The organism is Shewanella sp. KX20019 (genome assembly GCF_016757755.1).
Lineage (GTDB): Bacteria > Pseudomonadota > Gammaproteobacteria > Enterobacterales > Shewanellaceae > Shewanella.
In genome coordinates, this window is record NZ_CP068437.1 from 3,027,859 (window position 1) to 3,041,182 (window position 13,324).

Here is a 13,324-nt window from a genome sequence, read left to right on the forward strand (position 1 = left end):
AATAGCCCGTCGTTCCCTAAACCATGTACATACCGCCGTTCACATGGAGAGTCTCTCCAGTGATGTAAGCAGCGGAATCTGACGCCAAAAAGAGGACTGCGTTAGCAATTTCCTGCGCCTGACCAAGCCTTTCCATTGGCACTTGCGACATAATAGCTTGTTGCTGGCTTTCTGTCAGCTCATCTGTCATGTCTGTCTGGATAAATCCAGGAGCAATAGCATTAACTGTTATTTGACGAGATGCAACCTCTCTTGCAAGAGATTTTGTAAATCCAATCAAACCTGCTTTAGCAGCAGAGTAGTTAGTTTGGCCTGCATTGCCCATGGTACCTACCACAGAGCCAATATTGATGATGCGTCCATGACGTTTTTTCATCATCGGTCTCATGACAGCTTTTGAGGTGCGGAACAAAGAGCTCAGGTTAGTGTCAATAATATCTTGCCACTCATCGTCCTTCATACGCATCAATAGATTGTCACGAGTTATACCAGCGTTGTTAACCAAAATATCAACATCGCCCGCTTTTTCTTTAATTGTTGCAAACAAGGTTTTAACCGAGTCGCCATCGGTAACGTTTAAAACGAGACCGTGACCATTATCGCCCAAATAAGCTTGAATAGCTTCAGCGCCGCGTTCGCTTGTGGCTGTACCAATAACGACAGCACCAGCAGACACTAATGTCTCAGCGACTGCACGGCCAATACCACGGCTAGCACCCGTTACTAGGGCTACTTTACCCGTTAGATCAAAATTAATACTCATTAGATTTCCTTATTCGGTCAATGCTGCGAATGACGCAGCATCGTTAATTGCTTTTGCTGTGAGTGAGCGATTAATACGCTTACTAAGCCCGGTAAGCACTTTTCCTGGGCCTATTTCAAATAAGTTAGTGATAGTTTGCGAAGCCATTAGCTCGACAGTTTCCGACCATCTTACTGGGCGATATAGTTGTCGAACCAAGGCGTCTTTAATCTCTTGTGCCGCAACAGGACTAGCGACATCGACATTATTGATCACGGTAACTGAAGGTGCACTGAACTCAATATCATTAAGTGCAGTTGCTAGTTTATCGGCAGCAGGTTTCATCAATTGGCAATGAGAAGGTACACTTACAGGCAGAGCAACCGCCATTTTTGCGCCATTTTCTTTACACAAGGCAGCGGCTCTTTCTACTGCTGCCTTTTCACCAGCAATGACGACTTGGCCAGGGCTGTTGTAATTAACAGGGCTTACTACATCGCCCTGTGAGGCTTCTTCACACGCTTTAGCGATTGCATCATTATCTAAGCCAATAATGGCAAACATGGCGCCAGTTCCTGCAGGTACAGCTTGTTGCATCAACTGACCACGAAGCTCAACCAATTTAATTGCCGCTTCAAAATCTATCACACCAGCGCACACTAACGCTGAGTATTCCCCCAGACTATGGCCTGCCATCATCTTCGGCAATTGCTTACCTGAGGCTACATAGGCACGATAAATTGCAACACTTGCCGCTAGTAATGCAGGCTGAGTTTTGTCGGTTTGATTAAGTGCTTCTACTGGTCCTTGTTGCACCAGTTCCCACAGATCATAACCAAGCACATTGCTTGCTTGTGCAAATGTCTCACCAATTATAGGGTGTGTCTCGGCAAGCTCTGCCAACATTCCCAATGCTTGCGAGCCCTGTCCAGGGAATACAAAAGCTGTATTTTCCATATTAATTACCTTTCAAATTTACGTCTTACCGTTAATACGGCAGTTAAAAGCGAACTAAAGCGCTTCCCCAGGCAAATCCTGCACCGAAGGCTTCAAGCAATATCATTTGACCACGTTGGATCCGACCATCTCTAACGGCTTCATCTAATGCAATCGGCACAGACGCAGCCGAGGTGTTACCGTGCTTTGCCAAAGTCAGTACGACTTTATCAAGACTCATATCCAATTTCTTTGCGGTCGCTTTGATAATTCTAAAATTCGCCTGATGTGGGACCAGCCAATCAATATCAGACTTTTCAATATTATTTTGACGCAATGTTTCAGTTACCACGTGTGATAGTTGCGTTACCGCCACTTTAAACACATCGTTACCTTTCATCGTCATATAACCCATTGCTTCGGATGATTCGCCTTTACGCGGTGGGATAGAACACTTGAGCAAATCACCTTGACGGCCGTCAGCATATATATGCGTTGAAATAATACCTGGTTCTGTTGACGTACCAACTACAGCGGCGCCCGCACCATCACCAAATAAGATAATAGTCGAACGGTCTTCTGGTTCACACAAGCGAGATAATACATCTGCACCGATAACCAACACATTACGTGCCGCACCGGATTTCACATATTGATCAGCAACTGATAATGCGTAAACAAAACCAGAACATGCCGCTGCAATATCAAAAGCAGGAATAGTATGAATGCCAAGCATCGCTTGAATTTCACAAGCCGCGGCGGGAAAAGCATTGCTTGCACTGGTGGTGCCACAAACAATCATATCAATTTCAGTTGCATCGATACCGGCCATTTCGATGGCTTTTAATGCAGCTTGATATCCCATAGTCGCAACAGTTTCATCTACTGCTGCAATTCGGCGTTCCGATATACCTGTGCGTTCAACAATCCATTGGTCGGTGGTTTCCACCATTTTTTCTAGATCTTGATTACTGCGCACTTGTACCGGTAGATAGCTACCAGTACCGAGAATTTTTGTATGCATAAGGAATTTATCAGCTATTAATGTCTAAAAGAATCGACTCAAGACGATCTTCGATCATCTTAGGGAGTCGACGTTGTGCTTCGGTTACTGCCAAGCTTATCGCTTGTAAAAAAGCAGCTTCATCTGCACACCCATGACTTTTTACTACAATTCCGCGCAATCCTATCAGACTTGCTCCATTGTAGTGGTCGGGGTTCATCTGATTTAACAAAGAATGAATGCGGGGCGCGATTATTTTGGCGAGAATACGTACGAAGAAGCCTTTATTCAAGCCTTTCTTCAACTGGTGAGTTAGCAGCCTAGCAATACCTTCAGATGTTTTTAAGGTGATATTACCGACAAAACCATCACAAACGATCACATCGACATTACCCGAATAGATCTCATCACCTTCAATAAAACCAGTGTAGTTCACTTGGGGGATTTGTTGCAGTAGTTGACCGGCCTGTTGAACCTGGTCATTACCTTTAATCTCTTCAATACCGACATTGAGCAAAGCCACTTTTGGCGAAACCGTTTTATCAACCGTTTCACTAAGTACTGATCCCATCACCGCAAATTGAAATAAGGTTTCAGAATCGCAAGAAACGTTTGCACCTAAGTCCAATAAATAAACCGGGGTGTTATTTACCGCAGGTAAACAGCTAACAAGTGCTGGACGGTCAATACCGGGCAACGTCTTAAGCAGTACTTTAGAAATCGCCATTAACGCACCAGTATTACCCGCGCTTAAGCAAGCTTGAGCTTTACCGTCACGCACTAACTCTATTGCGAGCCGCATAGAGCTTTGCTTACGATTTCTTAAGGCATGAACTGGTCGATCAGACATAGTCACCACTTCGGTTGTATGTTTAATCTCAATACGATTTCTAATTGCGGGTTCTGCAGATACTAGATATTCGTCAATCTGGACTTGATCGCCCACGAGAATGACTTTTAAAAGGGGATTTAAGCGAAGTGCCTGCAAAGTTGCAGGCACTGTGATGCGGGGACCAAAGTCGCCCCCCATCGCATCTAACGCAAGCGTCAGATTTGTCATCAGGGTCTCAACAAATTACTTGTTGATAACCTTTTGACCACGGTAAAAACCATCCGCAGTCACATTGTGACGAAGGTGTAGTTCACCGCTCGTTGCATCCACTGATAATTGAGGCGTGCTCAAAGAATCGTGTGAACGACGCATACCGCGCTTTGAACGAGATTTTTTGTTCTTTTGTACTGCCATGGGACCTGTCTCCTAGATTACTTGCTCTTCAGTTTTTCTAACACTGCAAACGGATTTGGACGCTCCTCTTGAGCGGGTTCGATCTCGCCTACTACTACATCTTGTTTACCTTGATGACAATCTTCATTCTCATGCATGGCAATCAAAGGCATAGCGACTATCAATTCATCTTCGATCAATTGATGCAGACGGACTTCGCCAATTTCATTGCACTCAATAGGCTCATACGCATCCGGGAGCTCATCGATTTCAGCTTCAGTCTTACAAAGACCAAAACTAAACTCGACCGTAACCTCAGTGGTAAATAGTGTCATACAACGTTGACAATTCAGAGTGAGCTCCGTCACAGCCTTCCCGTTAAGGTAGACTATCCCCTGTATATCTACGCCACATTCAAGCGACACTACCACATCAGAACAGTCGCCGGCACATAATTCATTTAATCGCTTTAACTGCTTACCGGGCACCAAACCTTCATAGGAAAGTTGACTAGCGGAAGCGCGAACGGGATCAATTGAAACCGGTATCTTTACTGTTTGCATAAGGCGCGCATTTTAGGTGAATTTTAGCAGAAGTCAACACCCTTATACTTTCAAGGTGATTAACCGCCGTTTGATTCAGCTAACGTGAGTTGTTAGGTAACCGCATTGTACAAGAAACCCAAGGCGCATGACATTAAATTTCAGCGGTAAATGAGTTTAAGTGTTCGTAAATCCATCGAAGGCACAAATTTTGTGATGACAACGCAACTAGCCAAGTCATTTTCGTATTAGATTAATCTCAATAAGGTTAAACATTAGCCCTATCTAAAAAAGTTTTTACTAGCACATTTCGAGTAAAGCGGTTATCAAAATGGCGAAAGACTCATCATACTGGCGTTGGGCTAATCACCACTCGAAAAATCTAGGCCTCCTACAACATGATGATAGCTAGCTAACAGGAGATGATTTGCCCCCGAACCAGCCGTTGATATCCAAATCACTCTAGTTTGATCAAGCTTTAGTATCCCCTCTCTCGCGGCCGCAGCCATGGCAAATAAAATAGTGGGGGACAACGGTTAGCTAACGTCACTACATAAGTGAACTACAGCACTGAGCATAATCAATATCGCGGTACAACAACTTAACACCATCTGCTGGTTTCATTTTCACGCCAAAATCGATACCATCAAAACCACAAAGCTAAGTGCATTCATACAATCATTAGATATTGTCGATGATTAAAAACATGTCAGTCCGATAATGACTTGAAAATAGTATTCGTCTTTAGCGAAAACCCTTTTAAAGTATCTTGCTCTTCTCCCCCAAAGGTAAAACCATGTCAAAACCGCTTATACTGGCTTCCACATCTCCCTTTCGAAAGCAACTACTGGAGAAACTCAACTTACCTTTTAGTTGCTGCTCCCCTGAAGTCGATGAGACAGCGTTAGAAAATGAATTACCACAAGATTTGGTGCTAAGACTCGCTAAGTTAAAAGCGGCTGCAGGCGCGACAAAGTTTACTGAGGGGGTCGTAATAGGCTCAGATCAAGTGGCAGTCATCAATAACAAGATTATTGGCAAACCTCTCAATCGTGAAACCGCAATAGAACAGCTCTCCCAATCCAGTGGTCAGTCTATTACCTTCTATACCGGCTTAGCACTTCATGATGTCGATAGTGGTCAGGTAGAAGCCATGGTTGAACCATTCATTGTCCACTTTAGGGTTCTAAGCCAAAGAGCTATAAGCCGTTACGTCGACATCGAACAACCTTTTTATTGTGCCGGTAGTTTTAAATGCGAAGGTTTAGGTATTGCACTATTTGAGCGCCTAGAAGGCAAGGACCCCAATACATTGATCGGTCTTCCACTCATTTCGCTGATAGATTTGTTACACAGACAAGGGATCGAAGTGTTGTAATTAATTATCTCTAAATAAAAAATCAGCATCGCCAAGATACATAGCAAAGCTAATCCTCAGCGACTAAAGTTAGCATATTCCGCAAATCAGTCATTTGGATTAGCGCTCTTTAGCCGACGAGTATAGAGGAAGTGCAGCTACAAATATCGACTTTAGTGATAATCAATATAAGCTCAAAGTGAGTCAGCCCCGCACAAGCGGGACGATGAACGAAGGCGAATCCTATTTAGATAATACTTCTAACAGTGCTAATGGAGTATCTATAATTGCTTTTGGCTTTGCTACAATCAGTTTGTCATAGCTATGCGCGCCGTAGCTGACACCTACTGCGTCAATGCCGGCATTATTAGCCATATTCATATCATGCAATGAGTCACCGACCATCACAGCACGTTCGGGAGCGACATTAAGCTCTTTGAGCAACTCATGCAGCATGTCCGGATTTGGCTTACTTTTTGATTCATCGGCGCAGCGACTAGACTCAAAGTGGTGACCCAAGCCCGTTTCAGCTAAAACACGATCTAAACCACTTCTGCCCTTTCCTGTCGCAACAGCCATACGATAGTTTTTCGTTGCTAGCGCTTGCAGCAATGTCTCGCTACCTTCAAAAAGAGGACTAGGCGTGGTATTAAGTGTTAGATAATGATCTTTATATGATGCGATCATCGGTTCAAAATGGTCTTGCTGCAACATCGGGTAAAGCGCTTTAAGTGCTTCATCCATAGACAAGCCAATAATATCGCGAATCGCATTTTCGGTTGGCTTGACTAAAGATAGAGATCCAGCCATCTGTTGCATGCAGGTGACAATTTTACCGACGGAATCCATTAAAGTTCCGTCCCAATCAAAAATGACTAGCTCGTATGACTTCATACTTTTTTCAACTTATTCAATGTTGATTCTAGAACGGGATCCATAGGTGCTTTGACTTCCATAATCTCATCACTCTCTGGATGAATAAACCTAAGCTGAGCGGCGTGTAAAAAGAGTCGATTCAATCCGTGAACTCGCATCGAATCATCAAATTTTTGCTCACTGTACTTTTCATCACACGCAATAGGGTGACCTGCATACTGACAATGCACACGAATTTGATGAGTTCGACCAGTGATAGGGCTCGCTTGTACCAGTGTTGCATCACTATAGCGCTGCATGATTTTAAAGCGGGTTTCAGACTCTTTACCCTCTTTATTGACTCTGACAATGCGTTCACCAGATTTAAGCGTTAACTTTAATAAGGGGGCTTTAACGGCCTTATCATGTTTTTGCCACTCACCTCTAACAAGCGCAAGATAATCTTTTTGCATCTTCTTATTTCTAAGTTGATCGTGCAGATGTTTGAGCGCGCTGCGTTTCTTGGCAATAAGCAACAGACCTGAAGTGTCTTTATCTAACCGATGAACCAGTTCCAAAAACTTCTGCTGTGTCCGTAAAGAACGCATCGCCTCAATGACACCGAAATCGACACCACTGCCACCATGTACTGCAATGCCTGCTGGTTTATTCAGTACAATAATAAATTTATCTTCGTAGATAATACGGTCTTCTAACTGCGAAACCTTGGTTAATTTCGCTGACGGCCCAGGACGGTCTCCCGACTCTGACACGCGCACAGGTGGGATACGAACCACATCTCCATCTTGTAATTTGTACTCGGGTTTAATGCGCTTTTTATTAACCCGGACCTCTCCTTTACGTATAATCCGATAGATCATACTTTTAGGAACGCCTTTCAATTTAGTGACTAAATAATTGTCGATACGCTGTCCGGTATGGTCTTCATCAATGGTAACCAGTCGAACTTCTACTTTTGGAGATGGAGTATTCATGCTGCGCCGCTATGTGTTTCGTTGCGGCGTATTGTACAACAAGTGAAAAGAATTGTGCCTTTTCAATTGCTGATTTTATCTATTATTGCTATATTTCTCCCGCTAACGGGGATAATTAGTGGATAAACTGTTCACAAGCCCGCCTAGCACAGCGTTAAAGCATGAGACTAAAAACGTTTACAGTTTGATAGTAAATAATTGATTTACAGGTCGTTGTATCAATCAAAAGGTCAATAATTGGGCCTTCACGACTAAATCAAAACGTAATCCCAACTTACAACTGGTTTCTCTGCTGAAAACGACCCAATTTCGAAGAATAATTTTAGCTCGTCGTCAGACGTTACCGTTTCGAATTGGCATTACTGGAAAGTATTTTAAGAATTTATGGGGTTGGTTGACGTTTTTACAACGAATTCCTTGTTTTTGTAAACATTAAAAAATAAGCCATAAATAGGATGCGACACGCAGAGAATGCGTCTAACAGCAATGCGCACCTTGCCTAGAGACTGACCGTGAGGTCCTGTTTTTTAATCCTAGGCCCGTAATGCAGTGAAATAAGTATCGTTTGATGACCTTATTAAAGAAGAATTAAGTCATCATGAAACGGATGTTAATCAATGCAACTCAATCTGAAGAGTTGCGCGTAGCCCTAGTTGATGGGCAACAATTATATGATCTAGATATTGAAAGCCCAGGTCACGAACAGAAAAAAGCCAATATTTATAAAGGGACGATCACTCGTGTAGAGCCGTCTTTAGAAGCTGCTTTTGTTGACTACGGCGCAGATCGCCATGGCTTCCTACCTTTAAAAGAGATCGCACGCGAATACTTCCCAAAAGGTTACTCTTTCCAAGGCCGTCCTAATATTAAGGAAGTGGTTAAAGAAGGCCAAGAAGTTATCATTCAAATTGATAAAGAGGAGCGTGGCAACAAAGGAGCTGCACTTACTACCTTTATCAGTCTTGCAGGCTCTTATTTAGTCCTAATGCCCAACAACCCACGTGCCGGCGGTATCTCTCGTCGTATCGAAGGTGATGAGCGTACCGAACTAAAAGCTGCACTTTCAGAGCTTGATATTCCGCAAGGTATGGGCCTTATCGTCCGTACTGCGGGCGTAGGTAAAGACCCTGCTGAGCTAAAGTGGGACTTAAATGTACTGCAACATCACTGGGCAGCGATTAAAGAATCAGCTGAAAGTGCACCCGCGCCATTTTTAATCCACCAAGAAAGCAACGTTATAGTTCGCGCCATTCGCGACTACTTACGTCGTGACGTTGGTGAGATCCTAATCGATCACCCACGTATTTTTGAAGAAGCTAAAGAGCACGTTTCATTAGTACGTCCTGACTTTGTTGAGCGTATTAAGCGTTATGAAGCTGAAGTACCACTATTCACTCATTTCCAAATTGAAACGCAAATTGAGTCAGCTTTCCAACGTGAAGTACGCTTACCTTCTGGTGGTTCAATTGTTATCGACCCAACAGAAGCACTGACCTCTATCGATATTAACTCTGCTCGTGCTACTAAAGGTAGCGATATTGAAGAGACAGCGCTAAACACCAACCTAGAAGCTGCTGACGAAATTGCACGTCAACTACGCCTGCGTGATTTAGGTGGTTTAGTGGTTATCGATTTCATCGATATGACCCCAGTTCGCAATCAACGTGAAGTTGAAAAGCGTATGCAAGATGCCGTTCACCATGACCGAGCTCGCGTCCAATTAGGTCGTATTTCACGCTTTGGCTTGATGGAGATGTCACGCCAACGTTTGCGCCCATCTTTAGAAGAGTCTGCAGCTCATCTTTGTCCGCGATGCCATGGACAAGGCACCGTCCGTGGTACTGAGTCTCTTTCACTTTCAATTTTGCGTTTGATGGAAGAGGAAGCTATCAAGGAGAACACATCGCAGATTGAAGCAATTGTTCCTGTTGATGTTGCCGCGTTCCTGTTGAACGAAAAGCGTAAAGCGATTCGTATCACTGAAGAGCGTCACAATGTTGAAGTGTATGTGATCCCAGATCCAAACATGACCACACCAGATTATCGCGTAGTGCGTCATCGTAAGGATGATCAAATTAGCGAGTCGAGCTATAAGTTGCTTGAGCAAGAAGAAGCTAAACTTTACGAGCCTCGTAAGCTTGAAAGAGCTGCGCCGCCACAGCCAACACTTAAAGGTTTTTCAACGCCAAAACTAGCGACTCCAGCCACGGTAGAAGCTAAGCCTGCGCCAGTAAAACCAACTGAACCTGGTTTGTTTTCTAAAATTGCAGCCGCTATCAGCTCACTGTTTAGTACTGCTGAAGAAACAAAAGTTGAACCTAAGCAGCAAGATAAAACAAGCCGCAACGGTCAAGCGCGTAACAATAATCGTCGCAATAATAGTAATCGTCGTAACGATCCTCGCCGCAACCGCAACGAAGGACGTAACGAAAATCGTAACGACAATGAGCAAGGTAAAGATAAGCGTACTAAGAGTAATCGAAGTGATGCGAATGATAACCGTGCTAAAACACAAGACGACAACAAGCGTCCTCAACGCAACGAGAAACCTCGTAAAACTGTCGAAGCGAATACTGAAGCTGCAGAGCCTAAGCAAGAAGCTGCTCGTGAGCGTCGCCAACGTCGTAACATGCGTCGTAAGGTTCGCGTTAACAACGAGCAAGAAGAGACAAAAGTCGCTATCGCCGAAGCACCTGTTCAGGCACAAGCTGTTGCAGATGATAAACCAGCTCGTCCAAAGCGTCAGCCTCGCAAGCCAAGAGCTAAGGTTGAAGCTGTAGAGAATACTGAAGCAACTGAAAATGCAGTAGTGGCTAACACTGAAGTAGTCAATGTTGTTGAAAGCAACACAGCTACAGATACTGCGCCGACACCAGAAGTGGCGACTACACCTGTTGAAGCTTCAGAGTCAGTAGCGGTTGAGCAAACTGCAGACGCTACAACTGATGATAAATCACGTGAGCCTCGTGAAGGCCAACGTAGAAGTCGTCGTAGCCCTCGTCATCTTCGTGCCGCAGGCCAGCGCCGTCGTCGTGATGAAGATGAAAACACTTCAGAGACTGCTGTATTTACTCCAAACGAAGCAGTAGAAGCTACAACACCGACTCAAGCGTTTGAAACTCATGCTGAAGCGCCAGTCGCTAAAGTCAGTGAGCCTAAGATTGAGGCAGCTGCACCTGCTGAAGCCAAAGTTGAGGCTCCTGTTGAAGTTAAGGCTAAGCCTGTTGAAGCTAAAGTTGAGGTTAAGGCTGAGCCTGTTGAAGCTGAAGTTAAGGTTGAGGTTAAGGCTGAACCTGTTAAAGCTGAAACAGTAGAAGTCGCAGTTGAAGCTAAACCTGCTAAAGCTAAACCTGCTAAAGCTAAGACTAGTCGCTCTGTCGCAAGTTCATCAGCGATGAATACATCTCCGGTTTATAAGCCTGCAACTGAAGTTAAAGCCAAGCCAGCGCCTGAAGTACAAGTTGAGCCGACCCCAACTCCAGAAGTAGTGGTTGAAACTGCAGTTGTTGCCGAGCCAACACCAGCAGTTAAAGCGGAAGTCGTAACAGCTGAGCCTGCTAAGGTTGACGCTGTTATCATAGAAGCTGCGCCAGAGGCAAAAGCACCCGTTGAGACTAAAGCTGAAGAGACTAAGCCAGCTAAAGCTACTATTAGCTCAAAAGCTGCATCTGCGCCAATGGCTAAACCTGCAGCAATTGTAACTACTGAAAACAAGGCTGTTGAAGTTGATGTTATTCAACCTGCGGTAGTGGAAGCAAAGCCAGTTGTTAAGGCTAAGTCTGCAAGCCGTTTTGGTTCGATGGTAATGTCCGATACGACAAAGCCTGTTGTTGAAGTCAGAGCAAACATCGAGACCCCAACAGGTCGCCAGTATGAAACTACTGAGCAAAATGATGTAGTAAAATCAAAAGTGTCAAACAGCGCTAATTCGGATACGGTACGCACCTAATCTAAATTTAGACCTGTAACAAAAAGCCATGCTTAAGAGCATGGCTTTTTTTATATTAAAATAAGCTGAATTTTGATAGTATTCGCGCCCAGACTTATTCCTATCCACCAAATTGTTAACAGAGGCTAAATGTTCGATCTCATTCGTCACAAAACTACCAGTTCAAGAGCTGACTTACTTTCGGGCTTAACCGTCGCCCTTGCTTTAGTACCAGAAGCGGTTGCATTTGCATTCGTTGCTGGTGTTGAGCCTATGGTCGGTTTGTATGCTGCCTTTATTATGGGGCTAATCACTGCCGTCATCGGTGGTCGCCCAGGTATGATTTCCGGCGCGACTGGCGCTATGGCCGTTGTTATGGTCGCCCTTGTTGCTGAACATGGTGTAGCATATCTTTTTGCAGCAGTGGTACTCGCAGGTCTCATTCAGGTCTCGGCAGGCGTATTTAAGCTCGGTAAATTTATCCGCATTGTGCCCTACCCAGTCATGATAGGTTTTGTTAATGGCTTAGCCATTGTTATTTTCTTAGCCCAGCTAGGACAGTTTCAAACACCTGATGCCAATGGCGTAATGAGCTGGTTACCTCAAGATCAACTGATACTGATGCTAGGACTAGTACTCCTCACAATGGCCATTATTCAGTTCTTGCCTAAGCTAACCACCGCAATTCCATCATCACTAGCTGCTATTCTAACCGTGACGTTATTGGTGACCTTCTTAAATCTAGATACGCGTACCGTACTGGATTTTCTTAAATCAATGAGTGGTGATGAACACGCAACAATTGCGGGTAGCTTACCAACGTTCTCTATCCCAGCAGTTGAGTTTAGCTTAGCGACGCTTTACATCATCTTGCCATACTCACTTATTCTTGCCGCTGTAGGCTTGATTGAATCACTACTAACACTTACCGTTATCGATGAGATGACTGGTACTCGTGGCCGTGGTAACAAAGAGTGTATCGGTCAAGGTGTTGGTAACATCACCAGTGGTTTCTTTGGCGCTATGGGTGGTTGTGCGATGATTGGTCAGTCCATGATCAACATTAACTCTGGTGGTCGTGGTCGTCTATCTGGGATCACTGCAGCGCTAGCACTACTTGCCTTTATCTTGTTCGGCTCATCATTGATTGAAATGATCCCGCTTGCCGCACTTGTGGGTGTGATGTTCATGGTAGTGTTAGGTACGTTTGAATGGGCTAGCTTCAAAGTGATGCGCAAAGTGCCTAAGCATGATGCTTTTGTGATTATCCTAGTGACAATCGTGACCGTATTCACTGATTTAGCATTTGCTGTATTTGTTGGTGTTATTGTATCGGCCTTGGTATTTGCATGGGAACATGCAAAGCATATCAACGTTGAGATCAGCGAAGATAAAAATGGCTGGAAAGTTTATAAGCTAAATGGCCCACTGTTTTTCGGTTCCGTGGCTGAGTTCTTAGAACTGTTTCCTGCTAAGACAGATCCAGAAGATGTGATTGTGGACTTCCAAAACTCTCGCGTCTGTGACCACTCTGCACTTGATGCAATTGATACTCTAGCGGAACGTTATGTCAGTGCAGGCAAGAAACTGCATCTACGTCACCTAAGTAATGACTGTAAAGAGTTGTTGCATAAAGCGGGCGACTTAGTCGAAGTTAACTTGATTGAAGATCCTCACTACAAAGTGGCTGACGATAAACTCGATTCATAAAAGTTGATATCAGAAATAAGAAGACGAGCTT

The 13,324-nt window shown here is 44.2% G+C and carries 11 protein-coding genes; 3 read left to right on the forward strand and 8 right to left on the reverse strand.

Going from position 1 to position 13,324, the window contains the following annotated elements; all coding sequences use genetic code 11:
- Positions 1 to 16: 16 nt before the first annotated feature.
- From fabG to yceD, 6 genes are read right to left on the reverse strand one after another with little or no spacing between them, the layout of a single operon-like run.
- The gene (fabG, locus tag JK628_RS13315; RefSeq protein WP_202285121.1) at positions 17 to 763 is read right to left on the reverse strand and encodes a 3-oxoacyl-ACP reductase FabG; all 747 of its coding nucleotides are present in this window, start codon (positions 761 to 763) and stop codon (positions 17 to 19) included.
- Positions 764 to 772: 9 nt separating this feature from the next.
- Positions 773 to 1,699 carry an ACP S-malonyltransferase gene (gene fabD / locus JK628_RS13320; protein ID WP_202285122.1) on the reverse strand — a complete coding sequence of 309 codons (927 nt, stop codon included), beginning with the start codon at positions 1,697 to 1,699 and terminating at the stop codon, positions 773 to 775.
- A 43-nt stretch (positions 1,700 to 1,742) separates the two neighbouring features.
- Complete coding sequence (locus JK628_RS13325; protein WP_202285123.1) at positions 1,743 to 2,702, reverse strand: beta-ketoacyl-ACP synthase III; 960 nt, start codon at positions 2,700 to 2,702, stop codon at positions 1,743 to 1,745.
- Positions 2,703 to 2,712: 10 nt separating this feature from the next.
- Positions 2,713 to 3,741: a phosphate acyltransferase PlsX gene (plsX, locus tag JK628_RS13330; protein ID WP_202285124.1), complete on the reverse strand. Its 1,029-nt coding sequence runs from the start codon at positions 3,739 to 3,741 to the stop codon at positions 2,713 to 2,715.
- Positions 3,742 to 3,756: 15 nt separating this feature from the next.
- Positions 3,757 to 3,927, reverse strand: a complete 171-nt coding sequence (gene rpmF / locus JK628_RS13335; protein WP_202285125.1) for a 50S ribosomal protein L32 — start codon at positions 3,925 to 3,927, stop codon at positions 3,757 to 3,759.
- Between the two features lie 17 nt (positions 3,928 to 3,944).
- The gene (gene yceD / locus JK628_RS13340; protein WP_202285126.1) at positions 3,945 to 4,469 is read right to left on the reverse strand and encodes a 23S rRNA accumulation protein YceD; all 525 of its coding nucleotides are present in this window, start codon (positions 4,467 to 4,469) and stop codon (positions 3,945 to 3,947) included.
- 775 nt (positions 4,470 to 5,244) lie between these two features.
- Between yceD and JK628_RS13345 the strand changes: the two genes are divergently transcribed.
- Complete coding sequence (locus JK628_RS13345; RefSeq protein ID WP_202285127.1) at positions 5,245 to 5,826, forward strand: Maf family protein; 582 nt, start codon at positions 5,245 to 5,247, stop codon at positions 5,824 to 5,826.
- A 222-nt stretch (positions 5,827 to 6,048) separates the two neighbouring features.
- Here the strand turns inward: JK628_RS13345 and JK628_RS13350 are convergent, their stop codons facing one another.
- A complete protein-coding gene (locus JK628_RS13350; protein WP_202285128.1) occupies positions 6,049 to 6,699 on the reverse strand; it encodes an HAD family hydrolase in 651 nt (216 codons plus the stop codon).
- The gene (gene rluC, locus JK628_RS13355; protein ID WP_202285129.1) at positions 6,696 to 7,655 is read right to left on the reverse strand and encodes a 23S rRNA pseudouridine(955/2504/2580) synthase RluC; all 960 of its coding nucleotides are present in this window, start codon (positions 7,653 to 7,655) and stop codon (positions 6,696 to 6,698) included. The genes JK628_RS13350 and rluC overlap by 4 nt, the downstream gene beginning before the upstream one ends.
- Positions 7,656 to 8,253: 598 nt before the next feature.
- Here rluC and rne point away from each other — a divergent pair.
- Together rne and JK628_RS13365 are read left to right on the forward strand one after the other, a co-directional pair.
- Complete coding sequence (gene rne, locus JK628_RS13360) at positions 8,254 to 11,604, forward strand: ribonuclease E (protein ID WP_202285130.1); 3,351 nt, start codon at positions 8,254 to 8,256, stop codon at positions 11,602 to 11,604.
- A gap of 129 nt (positions 11,605 to 11,733) precedes the next feature.
- On the forward strand, positions 11,734 to 13,293 hold the full coding sequence (locus JK628_RS13365; protein WP_202285131.1) for a SulP family inorganic anion transporter: 1,560 nt from the start codon (positions 11,734 to 11,736) through the stop codon (positions 13,291 to 13,293).
- Positions 13,294 to 13,324: the final 31 nt, after the last annotated feature.

Excerpts from the sequence above, each read along its gene's own strand:
- JK628_RS13345 (WP_202285127.1), top strand. The coding sequence starts at position 5,245 with ATGTCAAAACCGCTTATACTGGCTTCCACATCTCCCTTTCGAAAGCAA.
- rpmF (WP_202285125.1), bottom strand. The coding sequence starts at position 3,927 with ATGGCAGTACAAAAGAACAAAAAATCTCGTTCAAAGCGCGGTATGCGT.
- rluC (WP_202285129.1), bottom strand. The coding sequence starts at position 7,655 with ATGAATACTCCATCTCCAAAAGTAGAAGTTCGACTGGTTACCATTGAT.
- fabG (WP_202285121.1), bottom strand. The coding sequence starts at position 763 with ATGAGTATTAATTTTGATCTAACGGGTAAAGTAGCCCTAGTAACGGGT.
- JK628_RS13365 (WP_202285131.1), top strand. The coding sequence starts at position 11,734 with ATGTTCGATCTCATTCGTCACAAAACTACCAGTTCAAGAGCTGACTTA.
- rne (WP_202285130.1), top strand. The coding sequence starts at position 8,254 with ATGAAACGGATGTTAATCAATGCAACTCAATCTGAAGAGTTGCGCGTA.
- yceD (WP_202285126.1), bottom strand. The coding sequence starts at position 4,469 with ATGCAAACAGTAAAGATACCGGTTTCAATTGATCCCGTTCGCGCTTCC.
- JK628_RS13350 (WP_202285128.1), bottom strand. The coding sequence starts at position 6,699 with ATGAAGTCATACGAGCTAGTCATTTTTGATTGGGACGGAACTTTAATG.
- plsX (WP_202285124.1), bottom strand. The coding sequence starts at position 3,741 with ATGACAAATCTGACGCTTGCGTTAGATGCGATGGGGGGCGACTTTGGT.
- fabD (WP_202285122.1), bottom strand. The coding sequence starts at position 1,699 with ATGGAAAATACAGCTTTTGTATTCCCTGGACAGGGCTCGCAAGCATTG.
- JK628_RS13325 (WP_202285123.1), bottom strand. The coding sequence starts at position 2,702 with ATGCATACAAAAATTCTCGGTACTGGTAGCTATCTACCGGTACAAGTG.